The organism is Micromonospora sp. CNZ299, from assembly GCF_002754415.1.
Map to the genome: position 1 here is coordinate 7,127,126 of NZ_PEFG01000001.1, position 13,489 is coordinate 7,140,614.

Below are 13,489 nucleotides of genomic sequence, written 5' to 3' on the forward strand. Positions count from 1 at the left end.
TCCATCTCAATTCCCCATGCAATCCGCAATTTACCCGCATCTTCAGCCCTGACGGCGACCTGGGCCGCGCCGGAGCGACCGCATGGAGTTGATCCACACGGGATCAGCGATATTGCGGTGTCGGACAGCTGTTCATACCGCGATATCAGCAACCCGGAGTCGATCAGCACCTCCCCCGCCGTCGGCTCAGGGTCGCCGGCCCACTGGGACACCTCTCCGGGCCACACCCAGGCCGTGGCTGGTCCGAACCGCCGCAAGGTCGCCATCGGTGTCGGTACGCAGCACCCGAGCGCCGCCCCTGCTCAATCGCGCGAGCAGCCCAGGGCTCGGGTGTCCGTAGGTGTTGCCGGTGCCGACCGGCACCAGCGCGACGGAGGGCCGCACCGCGTCCAGGAAACCGACGTCCTGGTACGCCGAACCGTGGTGGGCGACCTTCAACACGTCGGCCCGCAACTGGCCGGGGGTGGCCCGCGCCACCATCGCGTGCTGCTCCTCGGTCTCCGCGTCTCCGGGCAGCAGGATCCGCACCCCGGCCACCGTGGCGAGCAGCACCAACGAGTTGTTGTTCGGATCGGACCTCGTGCCGGCCAGCGGGTACGGCGGGCCGAGCACCAGCAGGTCGACGTCCCCGATCGGATGGCGGGCCCCGGACACCGTGGTGAACGACGCGGCCCGTCCGGCAGTCGCCGCCGCCCGAACCACGTCCCGACCGCTGTCCGGCTCAGTCGAGGACGGCACCAGCACGGCGTCGACCCGCCGCCCCCGGAACACCCCGGCCACTCCACCCACGTGATCGGCGTGGAAGTGGCTGATCACCAGCAGCGGCACCTCCCGTACGCCGAGCCGGCGCAGGCAACCGTCCACCGCCCCGGGTTCCGGACCGGCGTCCACCACCACCGCCCGACCGGGGGCGACCGGCAACACCACGGCGTCGCCCTGACCCACAGCGCAGACCACCACCACCCAACCCGGCGGCGGCCAGCCGGCGAACACCAGCCGCACCGGAAGCGCACCGAGCACCGAGGCGACGCCGACGACCGCCACGAGTCGCCGTACGAGTGGCCGGCGCACCGCGATCAGCAGCGCGACGGTCAGCGCGGTCAACAGCAGGGCGCCCGGCACCCCGCCCGGCCACGGCAGGGTGCCACCCGGCAAGCGGGCGCCCTGGTGGGCGATGACCACCAGCCACCAGGCCGGCCAGCTCGCCAGCCAGGCGAGGAACTCGGCGCCGCCCGGCCAGATCGGCGACATCATGGCCGCCAGCACGCCCAGCACGGTCGCCGGCGCGATGGCGGGCACCGCCAGCAGGTTGGCCGGCACCGCCACCAGGCTGACCGTGCCGGAGATGCCGGCGACGACCGGCCCGCAGGCCAGCTGCGCCGCCGCCGGCACGGCCAGCGCCTCCGCCAGGCCGGGCGGCACACCTCGCCGCCGCAGCCCGTCCCGCCAGCGCGGCGCGAGCAACAACAGGCCACCGGTGGCCAGCACGGAGAGCGCGAAACCGGGATCACCGGCCAGCTCCGGGTCCACCAGGACCAGCACGGTGACGGCGGCGGCCAACGCGGGCAGCGCGGCACGAGGACGACCGGCAGCCAGCGCTGCCAGCCCGATCGCCCCCATCGTGGCGGCCCGTACGACGCTCGGTGACGGCCGGACCAGGATGACGAAGCCCACCAGCGCCACCCCGCACAGCCCGGCGGCGAGCCACGGGCCGGCCCGCGCCCACCGGGCCAGCAGCAACACCGCGCCTACGACGATTGCCACGTTGCTTCCCGAAACGGCGTTGAGGTGTGTCATCCCAGTGGCGCGGAAGTCCTCCTCGACGGCGGGTGGCAATCGGCTGGTGTCCCCCACCACGAGACCCGGCAGCAGCCCACCCGGATCGTCGGGCAGCGGTGCACAGGCTCGTTGCAGGCCGGCGCGGAGCGTCCCGGCGGCGCGCTGCGCCCAGGACGACGCACCGTGCCGCTCCGGAGGGCCGTCGGTGCTGAGCACCGCCGCGGTGAGGTCACCACCGCGCGGAACGCCGAGCCGGCCGTCGGCGGTGAGGCGTTGCCCGGGCAGCAGGCCCCGCCAGGCCGGGTCGGTCGTCAGGACGAGCAGCCGCACCGACGCGTCGACGCGTCGGCCGTCCGGGCCGGTGAGCCGGATCAGTTCCGTCGACACCAGCAACATGCCGGGCCGACCGGCGCTGCGGATCGGACGCGGATCGTCCCGGACCACCAGGTCGGCGGTGACCGAAGCGCGCTGTTCGGCAAGGGCACGGATCGGCGGTGCGTCGCGGACGGCGAGCCGGGCTGCGGTGGCCGCTCCTCCGCAGACCACGCCGAGGCCGACCGCGACGGCGATCCAGCCGTAGCGGCGGACAGCGGCCCGGGGATGGCCGAGGCCACCGAGCAGGTGCAGGGCGCCCGCCGTCGTCACGCCGGCCGCCGCCACGGTGACCGCCAGAAGTGGGCCGGCGCCGAGGTGCAGGCCGGCGAGCGCGGTGAGCCAGGCGGCCACCGCCAACCCGGCCAGCCGCAGGTCCGGCGGGGAGGTCTCGGCTGGAACGCCACCGGCACCGTCCGACGGCCTCGGGGCACCGCCGCTCACACCGTCACCAGGTCCTTGAGCTGCTCATACCGCGCATCGCCGATCCCGTCGACCTGGCGCAGGTCGCCGACGGCCTTGAACCCACCGTGCTGGTCGCGATGGGTGAGGATCCGCTGGGCGAGGACAGGCCCGACCCCGGGCAGCGCGTCGAGCTGGGCCAACGTGGCGGTGTTCAGGTTCAACGGCCCGGCGGCGGGCCCGGCCGCACCGCCGGATGGCCCGGCCGCACCACCCGGCACCGGCGGTGGCGTCACCCCGACCACGATCAACTCACCGTCGGTGACCTTGCGGGCAGGGTTGAGCAACGCCACGTCGACACCGGGCAGCGCGCCGCCAGCCGCCTGCACCGCGTCGGCGAGCCGGGACCCGGCCGGCAACCGCACCAGCCCTGGCTTGCGAACCTTCCCCGCGACCGCCACCACCAGCTCGCCGGAGCCGGACGCGCTGGGCTGCTCGGCCGGTGCGGCAGAAGCGGCCACGCTGACCAGCGGGGCGACCGGTTCCGACTGCGGGCGTGACCGCCAGGCCCAACCGGCCGCGCCCAGCACGACCACCACGGCGACGACCGCCAACGCCCGCACGCCGCGCCGCCCGGGGTCGAACGCCCCAGGCCCGGGCAGCCGCGACCCGGGCCCGGCCGCGAGGCCAGCCGATGCGCCGCGCGCGTCAGACTCAGCGGGCGGCGCATCGGCCCGGGGCGGCAACACACCCAGCGGGGGTACGCCCGCAAGCGGCACCTCAGCCCGCATTGGCGGCGAACCCTCCGGCGGGTCGGTCAGCCAGCGCAGGCGTTGGCGGACCTCTGTCTCCTCGTCGTGCGACACGGCCCGACGCTAGAGCGGAGGACAGCGCTACGGGGCGAGCCGTCCTCCCCTCTGTGGACAACCGGCGTCCTGTGGACAACGCCCTGATCACCGCACGATCTGCTAGGGGCACACCTCACCGACGAGGCCAAGCCGGATCAGCCCATGAGCGTGATGCCTCTGAGTCATCAAGATGACCCTGAGGCATCACGCTCACACCTATGTGGGTCCCGAGTGCCGGTGCCGTCGACGCCGCTCGCTACACGTACGGCCGGGTGATGATCTCGATGGCGTGGCCCGCCGGGTCCATGAAGTAGAAGCCCCGTCCACCGTGCTCGGTGTTGGTCTCGCCCTCACGCTTCAGCTGGGGGTCGGCCCAGTACGTGATGCCGCGCCCCTGGACGAACGCCAGGCACCGGGCGAACAACTCGTCGTCGACGAGAAACGCGTAGTGCTGCATCTGGATGTCCACCGGCGGCTCGGCGAACTGGAGCAGCACACCCTCGTCCAGCTGGACGTTGACGAACGGCCCCCACGACGGCGCCTCCGGCAGCTCGAACAACTCCCGGTAGAACGCGGCCGAAGCCTGCTTGTCCTTCGTGGCGATGATGGTGTGGTTGAACGTGACTGTCATGCGTACCGTCTTCTTCCCGGTTGATCCGAAGACCCGACCGGAAGCCCACAGCGCTCAGCCAGCCACACCCATGACGACCCCCCGAGGGCACCGACGCCCGGATTCCGCACGAGAGACGCGTGCATCGCGTCGATCTCGGCGTGGTGGCTGAAGTAGCCAGAACCTCCGGGGGGTAGGCCCATCTGGGGCGCGCAACCAGGCTACCCGACGGGTACGCCGTCAGCGGGCCTCCGGGTCGAGGCCGAGCACGGCCCGTCCCCCGTCCACCGGCAGGACCACCCCGTTGACGAAGCTCGCCGCAGGTGACAGCAGGTACGCGACGGCCTCGGCCACCTCATCGACCCGCCCGATGCGTCCCACCGGGTGCAGCCGGGTCAGCTCGGCGTCGATCCACTGAGCCTGGGAGGGTTCCTGCGCGGCCAGGAAGTCGGCGTGCCGCTCGGTGGCGATCGAACCGAGCGCGACCGCGTTGGCACGAATTCCGTGCCTCCCGTACTCGACGGCCAGCGCCCGGGTCAGCCCCTCCACCGCGGCCTTCGCCGTCGCGTACGGCAAGGCGCCTGACACCGGCCGGCGGGCCTGGTGCGACGAGACGTTGACGATCGCGCCGCCGGCGGCCCGGGCCAGGAACCGGCGTACGGCCACCGCGGCGCCCACCACTGCCGGGCGTAGGTTCAGCTCGATCAGTTCCAGCACCGTGTCGGCGGAGGCGGAGTGCAGGGCGGCGTCGCGGAAGACCGCCGCGTTGTTCACCCAGCCGGACAGCGGCGCGGCGCGTTCGGCCAGCTCGGCGGCGTGCTCGGCCACCTGCTCGTCGGCGGCGTCGCCGATCATGGCGACGAGCCGGTCGGCGGCCGGGTGCCCGGTCAGCCAGTCGACCGCGTCCGCGTCGCGCTCCAGCACGACGACCGTGACACCGGTCGCCACCAGGCGCTCCACCACGGCCCGGCCGACACCACGCCCACCGCCGGTGACCACACAGGACGTCGCCATCGGCTCAGCCGGCCGGCCTGCGGTGGACGACCACGCTGGCCAGACCTGGGCCCGCGTGCGCGGCGACGACCGCACCCGCCTCGGAGACGTACGTGTCGTGCAGCCGGTCACCGAACCGTCCGGTCAGCGCGGCGAGCAACGCCTCGGCCCGCTGCGGCGCGGCCAGATGATGCACACCGATATCCACATCGTCGTCCCCGGCCGCCTCGACGGCCAGATCCACGAGACGGGCCACTCCACGGCTGGCGGTGCGGACCTTCTCCCGCAGCACGATCGCCCCGTCCGGCATGTGCATGATCGGCTTGACGGACAGGGCGGTCCCCAGCAGCGCCTCGGCGGCGTTGATCCGGCCGCCTCGGCGAAGGAACTCCAGCGTGTCGACGTAGAACCAGACGGTGGTGCGGGCGACGGCGGCGAGCGCCGCGTCGCGTACCCCGGTCAGGTCGGCGCCCGCCTGGGCGGCGGTGGCTGCCGCGATGGCCGGGAAGCCGAGCCCCATGCCCGTGGAGCGACTGTCCACGACCTCGACGCGGCCGTCGAAGTCGGCGGCGGCGAGCCGGGCCGCCTCCACCGTGCCGGACAGGGCGGCGGAGATGTGCACCGAGACGACGCCGTCGGCGCCGTCGTCGAGCAGTCGGCGGTACGTGCGGGCGAACTGCTCGGGTGCCGGCCGGGAGGTGGTCGCGGTGACCCGCCGGGCGCTCAGCGCCAGGGTGGCGTCGGCCGGCTGGGTCTCCACCCCCTCCAGCCCTTCCGCGCCGTTGAGCACGACGGTCAACGGAACGACGGTCAGCCGGTGCGCCTGCACCAGCTCGGGCGGAAGGTAGGCGGTGGAGTCGATGACAACCGCGACGGGCATGCCCGGCACGCTAGCCGATCGAGAGGTCGAACGACGAGGCGGAAGCGTTCAGATCGCGTCGACGACGACCGGGGCGGTGACCAGGCCGACGTTGTGCGCCCGCAACTGCCAGCCCCGGACGTCCTGCGGACGCCCGACAGCCGGCGCGCGGTCGTCGTGCCGTAGCTCGCTCCAGTGGCAGTTGGCCAGGGAGCCGATGGTGCGCAGCACGCTGGTGTCCCAACCGAGCAGGTGGCCGATGCCCTGCCGGGAGCCACCACCGTGGGTGGCGATCACCACGGTGCCGCCCGGTGCCGCTTCGGCCGCTTCCCGCAACGCGGCGCCGACCCGCTCGCCGAGGCCGTGCAGAGGCTCCAGGTCCGCACCCGGATCGGGGTCGCCGGCCCGCCATCGCGCGTACTCCTCGGGGAAGCGCTCGGCGACCTCGGTGAGGTGCAGACCCTGCCACTGACCGAAGTGCCGCTCGCGCAGCCGGGCGTCAGTGCGAACCGGAAGGCCCGTCAGCGCGGCGAGCGCGCCAGCGGTCTCCGCGGCGCGGCTCAGGTCGCTGGACACGATCGCGTCGGGCCTCAGCGCCGCGAGCAGCGGGGCGGCGGCGCGGGCCTGGTCGCGGCCCAGCTCATTCAGGGGTACGTCGGTCTGCCCCTGCACGCGGTTGGCGGCGTTCCAGTCGGTGTTGCCGTGCCGCCAGACGATCAGCCGGGTCATTCTGCTGCGGCGGACCCGCTGGCGTCGGCCTCGACCAGGTCGCGGTCGACGAACGGGATGGTGGGGCAGTCCTTCCAGAGCCGGTCGAGCGCGTAGAACTCGCGCTCCTCGGTGTGCTGGACGTGCACCACGATGTCGACGTAGTCGAGCAGCACCCAGCGACCACCGCGCTCGCCCTCACGCCGCACTGGCTTCGCCTTCTCCGGAAGCTCCAGCAGGCTCGCCTCGATGGCGTCGACGATGGCCAGCACCTGACGCTCGTTGGGGGCGGCGGCGAGCACGAACGCGTCGGTGATGGCGAGCTGGTCGCCGACGTCGATGATCGTGATGTCCTGCGCCTTCTTGTCGGCAGCGGCCTGGGCAGCCGCGATAGCCAGCTCGTGAGCGCGTTCGGAAACTGTCACCGTTCTCCTTAGATCAAGCGTGCGATCCTCCAAGCGTCTCATACCCGGCGACACCCCGACCGGTCAGTTCTGGTCGGTCAAGCGCACAGACCGGGCCATACCGGGCGTGATCAGCCCTGATAGAGGCGCCGCTTGGCGATGTACTGCACCACACCGTCGGGCACCAGATACCAGACCGGCTCACCACGGGCGACCCGAGCGCGGCAGTCGGTCGACGAGATGGACATCGCGGGCACCTGGATCAGACTGACGGTGTCGGCCGGAAGGTGCTTGTCGGTCAACTGGAAGCCGGGCCGGGTCACCCCGACGAAGTGGGCCAGCTCGAAGATCTCGTCCAGGTCCTTCCACGACAGGATGCGTTGCAACGCGTCCGCGCCGGTGATGAAGAACAGCTGCACCTTGGGGCCGTACTCGGCCTGAAGATCACGCAGGGTGTCGACCGTGTAGGTGGGGCCACTGCGGTCGATGTCGACCCGGCTGACCTGGAAGCGGGGGTTGGAGGCGGTGGCGATGACCGTCATCAGGTACCGGTCCTCGGCCGGGCTGACCGGCTCGTCAGCCTTCTGCCACGGCTGACCGGTGGGGACGAAAACCACCTCGTCCAGACCAAACCGGTCCGCCACCTCACTGGCCGCGACGAGGTGCCCGTGGTGGATCGGGTCGAAGGTGCCACCCATGATCCCGATCCGCCGGATGTCTTCCTCCACCCCGTGATCGTAGGCCGGACGTCGTGGGGCGCCGTTGGGGCCCGGCATCGGGCGCACGTCAGGCCACCGGATGGCAGCCTGCCGGGCAGAAGACTCGGCTTGGCGCTGATCGACTCGGCTTTCTGGAAACCGGGGTGTCACGCCGGATCGGACACCCCGGTTTCGTGAAAACGGAGTCGATCAAGCCGCGGGCCGTGTGAGGGTCGCGGGGCAAGCCGGCGCGGGCATATACTCGTCTACGAGTAATCGTCCGCGAGCAGAGGAGACGTCGTGCAGAAGCGGCGCAAGGTCGGCAACCTGCTGGCGCTGGCCGTGCTGTCTGCCCTGGTCCAGCGGCCGATGCACCCGTACGAGATCGCCACCGCACTGCGTGCCTGGGGCAAGGACCAGGACATGGAGTTCAAGTGGGGGTCCTTCTACACGGTGATCCGCAACATGGACAAACACCGCATGATCGAAGCGGTGGAGAGCGTCCGCGAGGGTCGGCGCCCGGAACGCACCGTCTACCGCATCACGGATGCGGGGCGGGCGGAGCTGGTCGACTGGGCCCGCGAGCTGGTCTCCACGCCGATGCCCGAGCATCCCCGTTTCCGGGCCGGCCTGTCCGTTCTCGCCGCCCTGCATCCCGACGAGGCTGCCGCCCTGCTGCGGCAACGGCTCGACCTGCTGGAGGACATGATCCGCCAGGACCGGGAAGCGCTCGACGCGCACCTGCGGGAGGTTCCGCGGCTGTTCCTGGTGGAGTCGGAGTACGACCTCGCCATGCGCGACGCGGAGGCCTCCTGGCTGCGGGGGCTGCTCGCGGAGCTGACCTCGGGCAGCTACCCGGGGCTGGACACCTGGCGGGCCTTCCACGAGACCGGCGAGATGCCCGCGGAGCTGACCGAGCTGTCCGAGAGAACCACCACCGCGAAAGCCACCGCCGAACGCAACAACACCACCACACAGAAAGCCAGCACCCCGACAACCAGCAGCCGGGAAGCCGACTGAAGAACGGCTCCGGCGGGGTGCGCCAACACCCCGCCGGAGCCCTTACCCCGAACCGATGCCTGGGAAGGCGCCCGGCCCGAAGCGGCAACCAGAGGATAACCGGGCTCCCTCCCAGGTCGGTCGCACGCGACCACACACCTCAGGGAGAAGAGCATGACCACGGTACGAACCGCGATCGTCATCGGCGGCGGCATCGCCGGACCGGTGACGGCACTAGCGCTGCGCCGCGCCGGCATCAGGGCGACCGTCCACGAGGCGTACCCGGCCACCGCCAGCGGAGTTGGCGGCATCGGCGGCACCCTCGCGCTCGCGCCCAACGGCGTGGCGGCCCTACGTACGGTCGGCGCGGACCAGGCGGTGACGGCGGCCGCCACCCCGATCACGCGCAGCGTGATGGCGGTCGGCCGACGCCGCATCGATCTGCCCACGCTGAGCGGAGTGCCACCGCTGCGCGTGGTGCACCGCGCCGAGCTGCATCGGGCCCTGCACGACCAGGCGGTCGCCGAGGGGGTCGGTTTCGCGTACGGCAAGCGCCTGGTCGACGCCGAGCAGTCGGAGGGCGGCGTGACCGCCCGCTTCGAGGACGGCAGCACCGCCACCGCCGACGTCCTGATCGGTGCCGACGGCATCCGGTCGACCGTTCGTGGCCTGATCGACCCGGCCGCACCCGGTCCCCGGTTCACCGGCCTGCTCGGCTTCGAGGCGGTGGCGCGGCACGAGGTGGACGCGGAGCCGGGCACTATGACGTTCGCGTTCGGGCGCCGCGGCTACTACCTCTACTGGCCGGAGCCGGGCGGTGGCACCCGGTGGGGGGCCAACCTGCCGTACCAGCGGCCGATGAGCCTGGTCGAGGCCCGCACGGTGCCGTCGACGAAGTGGCTGGCCACGCTGCGCGACACCTACGGCGACGACGACCCGGGCCGGGAGCTGATGGCGACCAGCACGGCGGACGAGCTCCAGGTGGTCGGGGCGTTGCAGATCATGCCGCCGGTGCCGCACTGGCACCGGGGTCGGATGGTGCTGGTCGGCGATGCGGCGCACGCACCGTCGAACAGCTCCGGGCAGGGCGCGTCACTGGCCATCGAGAGCGCGGTGCAGCTCGCCCGTTGTCTGCGTGACCTACCGGACGTGGCGTCGGCGTTCGCCGCGTTCGACCGGCTCCGCCGCTCCCGGGTGGAGAAGGTCGCCGCTCGCGCGGCGCGGATCAACCACACCAAGGCGCCGGGGCCGGTCGGCCAGACCCTGATGCCGTTGCTGATGCCCCTGCTGGTGCGCACCGCAATGGACCCGGAGAAGACGATCGCCCACGAGCAGCGGTACGTCATCGACTGGGACGCGCCGGTCACGGCGGAGCCCGCGCTGAGCTGAGCTACGGGCGCGGGAGCACTTCCTGATCGAGTCGGGGTCCGGGAGTCGGGGATCGCCCGTCCCGGACCCCGCGCCCAACCAGCCCTATGCGGACGCGGCGGCCACCGCCGTTCGGGCGACCAGCGCGCGGCGCAGGTCGTCGTCGGCGTCGGTCACCACCCGGCGTAGGCCGGGGGTCAGGTCATCGCGGGCCAGCAGCGCCGCGGCCGCTTCCCGGGTCGGCTGCGCCACGGCATAGCGGGGGAACGCCAGGGCCGCGACCCGGTCGGCCGTCCAGGGGGTACGCCGACGCGCGGCGGTCGGCATGTCCGCGAAGTACCGATCGATGTACGCGGAGGTCAGCTCGGCCTGTTCGGGTTGCCAGAACCCTTCGGCGGTCGCCTCCAACGGCCGGCTGGACAGCTCGGTGTCCCGCACGATGATCTCCCAGGCTGCCTCCTTCGCGGCCGGGTCGGGCAGGGCGGCCCGGCAGCGGGCGGCCCGTTCCGCCCCCGTGGAGCTGTTGTCGGCGGCTGCCTCGATGGCGATCTCCGCCTCGCCGGCGGCGCCGAGCACCACCAGCCGGCGCAGCACCGCCCAGCGCAGCTCCGCGTCGACCTTCAGGCCGGACGGCACGTCCCGGCCTGCGAGCCAGCCGACGAGCAGGTCCGCGTCGGTGGTCGCGGCGATCCAGCCGCGGGCTGCGGCGAGTTGCAGCGACTCCCCCGCCTGCGCACCGTCGAGCAGCCGCTGGCACGCCCCGGCGACCCGGGCCAGCGCCGTGGACCGGGCCAGTGGGTCGAGATAGCGGTCGATCAGCGACCGGCTGAGGGTCAGCACGTCCTCCGCGATGATCACCTCGGTTTCGGCCGGCAGCGCGGCGACCATCAGCTCGACGAGGCCGGTGACCGGCCGCTCCCCGTCGGTCGCCGCGTCCAGCGCCTCGCTCCAGAGCACCGCCCTCGCCAGTGGGTCGGTCAGCCCGGGCAGCACCAGCGGAACGGCGTCCGCCGACGCCGGGTCGAGGCGCACCTTGGCGAAGCTGAGGTCACCGTCGTTGAGCAGGAGCAGCCGGGCCGCCGGGGCGCCGGTCAGCTCACCCAGCACCGTGCGGCCACCGTCGGCGGCGGGGTCGATGTCCACCTCGTCGCGCTCGACGGTGCCGTCCATCGAGTAGCGGCCCACGCCGATGCGGTGCGGGCGCAGCACCTGGTGTGACTCGGGCGCGGTCTGCACCACGGCCACCTCGGCGTAGTGGCCGTCGGCATCGACGGCGACCTCGGCACGCAGGGTGTTGACCTGTGGCCGGCGCAGCCACAGCTCGGCCCAACCGGACAGGTCCCGCCCGCTGGCGGTGGAGAGGCTGGCCAGCAGGTCGTCGAGGGTGGCGTTGCCGAAGCGGTGCGCCGCGAAGTGCGCGTTCAGGCCGGCGAGGAACGCCTCGTCACCGAGCCACGCGACCAGTTGCCGGAGCACGCTGGCGCCCTTGGCGTACGAGATGCCGTCGAAGTTGAGCAGGCCCTCGTCGGTGTCGGCCACCTCGTCCGGGGCGACCGGGTGGGTGGAGGGGCGCTGGTCGGCGGCGTAACCCCAGGCCTTGCGGCGCATGGCGAAGGTGGTCCACGCCTGGTCGAAGCGGGTCGCCTCGGCGGTGACCCGGGTGCCCAGGTATTCCGCGAAGGACTCGTTCAACCACAGATCGTCCCACCAGCGCATGGTGACCAGGTCCCCGAACCACATGTGCGCCATCTCGTGCGCGATGGTGGTGGCCCGCAGCTCGCGCTGGCTGTCGGTGACTGCCGAGCGAAACACGTAGTCGTCGCGGAAGGTGACGATGCCCGGGTTTTCCATCGCGCCGGCGTTGAACTCGGGCACGAACGCCTGGTCGTACTTGCCGAACGGGTAGCGCTCGGTGAAGAGCTGGTGGAACCGGTCCAGGCACTGCCGGGTGACGGTGAAGATCTCCTCGGCGTCCGCGTCCAGGTGCTCGGCGAGCGACCGGCGGCAGTAGATGCCCAGCGGCACGCCGTCGTGCTCGGCCCGCCGGACGTGGTACGGACCGGCGATCAGCGAGAAGAAGTATGTGGCCAACGGCGCGGTTGGTGCGAACTCCCAACGACCGGGCGCGGGATTGGCGGCCACCTCGGCGTTGCCGGACACCGTCCATTCCGGCGGAGCGGTCACCGAGAGGGTGAACGGCGCCTTGAGGTCGGGCTGGTCGAACGCGGCGAAGATGCGCTGCACGTTGTCGAGGAAGGACATCGCGTAGAGGTAGGTCTCGCCGTCGGCCGGATCGACGAAGCGGTGCATCCCCTCGCCCGTCCTGGAATACGCCATCTCCGCCTCGACGACCAGCGTGTTGTCCGCGAGCAGGTCGTCGAGCGGCAGCCGGTTGTCGGTGAGCAGACCGGGGTCGAGGTCGCGGTCGTTGAGGCGTACGCCAAGAAGTTTTGCGGGCTTGACCTCGGCGAAGGTCGCGGTGCCGGCGGTCGCCCGGAACCGGATCTCGACGCGGGAGCGGAACAGCTCGGTGCCACCGGTCAGGTCAAGGTCCACCTGATAGGACTCGACAGTAATCGCCGCGCCACGCGCGGTCGCCTCTACACGGGTCAGGCTCGGCATCCGCTTATCCTGCCCGATGGGGATCGGCACCCGGTCACCACACGACCCTCGGCACTGGAGGAAAGAACAATGGCGCAGCACCCCAAGGGCGACTTCGACCTCTCTCGGGCGGTCTGGCAGCGGGCCGAAGGGGACACCTCCGACAGCGCCGTAGAGGTCGCCTTCGTCGACGATCTGATCGGGATGCGCAACTCGGCCGAGCCGGACGGGCCGGTGCTGGTCTTCACGCAGGCCGAGTGGGACGCGTTCGTGGCCGGCGCGCAGGACGGCGAGTTTGACCTGGACTGATCGTGCCCGCCGGCGGGCGGTGGCCGTCGACCCGGGACCGGCGACCCCGGGTTGGCGGTCAGTCACGGGCGGGGCCGTCGCCGTCGCCCCAGCCGAGACCGCCGGGGCCCGGGGCGTGGTGGAAGCCGGGATGATCCGCCACATCGACGCAGCGCTCGCCGTCCGGGCCGAGCGCACCGCAGAACAGCCGCTCAGCCCGCTGCCAGGCATCGGCCGGTGACAGGGCAGCCGCCCCGAGCGCCACCTCCGGGCGGAGCAGGTTGAGCGCCTCCGCGTACGCCACGGCCAGCTCGCGTGCCTCGACCACGCTGGGGGCGGTGAAGCCCAGGTGCACGGTGAAGAAGCGGTGTGGCCGGGTGGGCCGCCGGGGCGGCCCGATGAGTGGCCGCGCGTCGCGGCCTCCGCCCAGCGCACCGACCGCTCGTCGCTGCCGCCAGTGCGGTGATGTGTTGTCGCGCATCCGCCCTCCCCGTGGTTGCCCCACCAGCAGCAAACCAGGTTCCGCTGCCCCTGGGAGGGGCCAGCCGGCGTGCCGTCGA

General features: G+C 72.4%; 13 protein-coding genes. 3 read left to right on the plus strand and 10 right to left on the minus strand.

The window, feature by feature from the left end:
- Window positions 1–186 precede the first annotated feature (186 nt).
- The 8 genes from CLT68_RS32280 to nadD all read right to left on the minus strand — a co-directional run bounded on the left by CLT68_RS32280 (window position 187) and on the right by nadD (window position 7,703).
- A complete protein-coding gene (locus CLT68_RS32280) occupies window positions 187–2,595 on the minus strand; it encodes a ComEC/Rec2 family competence protein (protein ID WP_099856578.1) in 2,409 nt (802 codons plus the stop codon).
- Window positions 2,592–3,419: a ComEA family DNA-binding protein gene (locus CLT68_RS32285; protein ID WP_486482403.1), complete on the minus strand. Its 828-nt coding sequence runs from the start codon at window positions 3,417–3,419 to the stop codon at window positions 2,592–2,594. Before CLT68_RS32285 ends, CLT68_RS32280 begins: the two co-directional genes overlap by 4 nt.
- Window positions 3,420–3,657: 238 nt before the next feature.
- Window positions 3,658–4,032, minus strand: a complete 375-nt coding sequence (locus CLT68_RS32290) for a VOC family protein (protein ID WP_099856580.1) — start codon at window positions 4,030–4,032, stop codon at window positions 3,658–3,660.
- 219 nt (window positions 4,033–4,251) lie between these two features.
- Window positions 4,252–5,025 (minus strand): SDR family NAD(P)-dependent oxidoreductase, encoded by a 774-nt coding sequence (locus CLT68_RS32295; protein ID WP_099857902.1) that lies wholly within the window; start codon window positions 5,023–5,025, stop codon window positions 4,252–4,254.
- 4 nt (window positions 5,026–5,029) lie between these two features.
- Window positions 5,030–5,884: a DegV family protein gene (locus CLT68_RS32300; protein ID WP_099856581.1), complete on the minus strand. Its 855-nt coding sequence runs from the start codon at window positions 5,882–5,884 to the stop codon at window positions 5,030–5,032.
- Window positions 5,885–5,932: 48 nt separating this feature from the next.
- Window positions 5,933–6,592, minus strand: a complete 660-nt coding sequence (locus tag CLT68_RS32305; protein ID WP_099856583.1) for a histidine phosphatase family protein — start codon at window positions 6,590–6,592, stop codon at window positions 5,933–5,935.
- Window positions 6,589–6,996 carry a ribosome silencing factor gene (gene rsfS / locus CLT68_RS32310; protein ID WP_088949720.1) on the minus strand — a complete coding sequence of 136 codons (408 nt, stop codon included), beginning with the start codon at window positions 6,994–6,996 and terminating at the stop codon, window positions 6,589–6,591. The genes CLT68_RS32305 and rsfS overlap by 4 nt, the downstream gene beginning before the upstream one ends.
- Window positions 6,997–7,106: 110 nt before the next feature.
- Window positions 7,107–7,703 (minus strand): nicotinate-nucleotide adenylyltransferase, encoded by a 597-nt coding sequence (gene nadD / locus CLT68_RS32315; protein WP_088951954.1) that lies wholly within the window; start codon window positions 7,701–7,703, stop codon window positions 7,107–7,109.
- Between the two features lie 270 nt (window positions 7,704–7,973).
- Between nadD and CLT68_RS32320 the strand changes: the two genes are divergently transcribed.
- Entirely contained in the window at window positions 7,974–8,693 is a 720-nt protein-coding gene (locus CLT68_RS32320; protein WP_099856584.1) for a PadR family transcriptional regulator, read from the plus strand.
- Between the two features lie 153 nt (window positions 8,694–8,846).
- Window positions 8,847–10,061, plus strand: a complete 1,215-nt coding sequence (locus CLT68_RS32325) for an FAD-dependent monooxygenase (RefSeq protein ID WP_099856585.1) — start codon at window positions 8,847–8,849, stop codon at window positions 10,059–10,061.
- Window positions 10,062–10,145: 84 nt separating this feature from the next.
- Here CLT68_RS32325 and pepN read toward each other — a convergent pair whose 3' ends face one another.
- Window positions 10,146–12,662: an aminopeptidase N gene (gene pepN / locus CLT68_RS32330; RefSeq protein WP_099856586.1), complete on the minus strand. Its 2,517-nt coding sequence runs from the start codon at window positions 12,660–12,662 to the stop codon at window positions 10,146–10,148.
- 69 nt (window positions 12,663–12,731) lie between these two features.
- Here pepN and CLT68_RS32335 point away from each other — a divergent pair, with 69 nt between their 5' ends.
- The gene (locus CLT68_RS32335) at window positions 12,732–12,950 is read left to right on the plus strand and encodes a DUF397 domain-containing protein (protein WP_030336536.1); all 219 of its coding nucleotides are present in this window, start codon (window positions 12,732–12,734) and stop codon (window positions 12,948–12,950) included.
- A gap of 58 nt (window positions 12,951–13,008) precedes the next feature.
- Here the strand turns inward: CLT68_RS32335 and CLT68_RS32340 are convergent, their stop codons facing one another.
- The gene (locus tag CLT68_RS32340) at window positions 13,009–13,410 is read right to left on the minus strand and encodes a hypothetical protein (protein ID WP_099856588.1); all 402 of its coding nucleotides are present in this window, start codon (window positions 13,408–13,410) and stop codon (window positions 13,009–13,011) included.
- Window positions 13,411–13,489 lie beyond the last annotated feature (79 nt).

Bases quoted from the DNA above. Each gene is read 5' to 3' on its own strand.
- CLT68_RS32290 (WP_099856580.1), bottom strand. From the start codon at position 4,032: ATGACAGTCACGTTCAACCACACCATCATCGCCACGAAGGACAAGCAG.
- CLT68_RS32295 (WP_099857902.1), bottom strand. From the start codon at position 5,025: ATGGCGACGTCCTGTGTGGTCACCGGCGGTGGGCGTGGTGTCGGCCGG.
- CLT68_RS32300 (WP_099856581.1), bottom strand. From the start codon at position 5,884: ATGCCCGTCGCGGTTGTCATCGACTCCACCGCCTACCTTCCGCCCGAG.
- CLT68_RS32305 (WP_099856583.1), bottom strand. From the start codon at position 6,592: ATGACCCGGCTGATCGTCTGGCGGCACGGCAACACCGACTGGAACGCC.
- CLT68_RS32325 (WP_099856585.1), top strand. From the start codon at position 8,847: ATGACCACGGTACGAACCGCGATCGTCATCGGCGGCGGCATCGCCGGA.
- pepN (WP_099856586.1), bottom strand. From the start codon at position 12,662: ATGCCGAGCCTGACCCGTGTAGAGGCGACCGCGCGTGGCGCGGCGATT.
- CLT68_RS32335 (WP_030336536.1), top strand. From the start codon at position 12,732: ATGGCGCAGCACCCCAAGGGCGACTTCGACCTCTCTCGGGCGGTCTGG.
- CLT68_RS32340 (WP_099856588.1), bottom strand. From the start codon at position 13,410: ATGCGCGACAACACATCACCGCACTGGCGGCAGCGACGAGCGGTCGGT.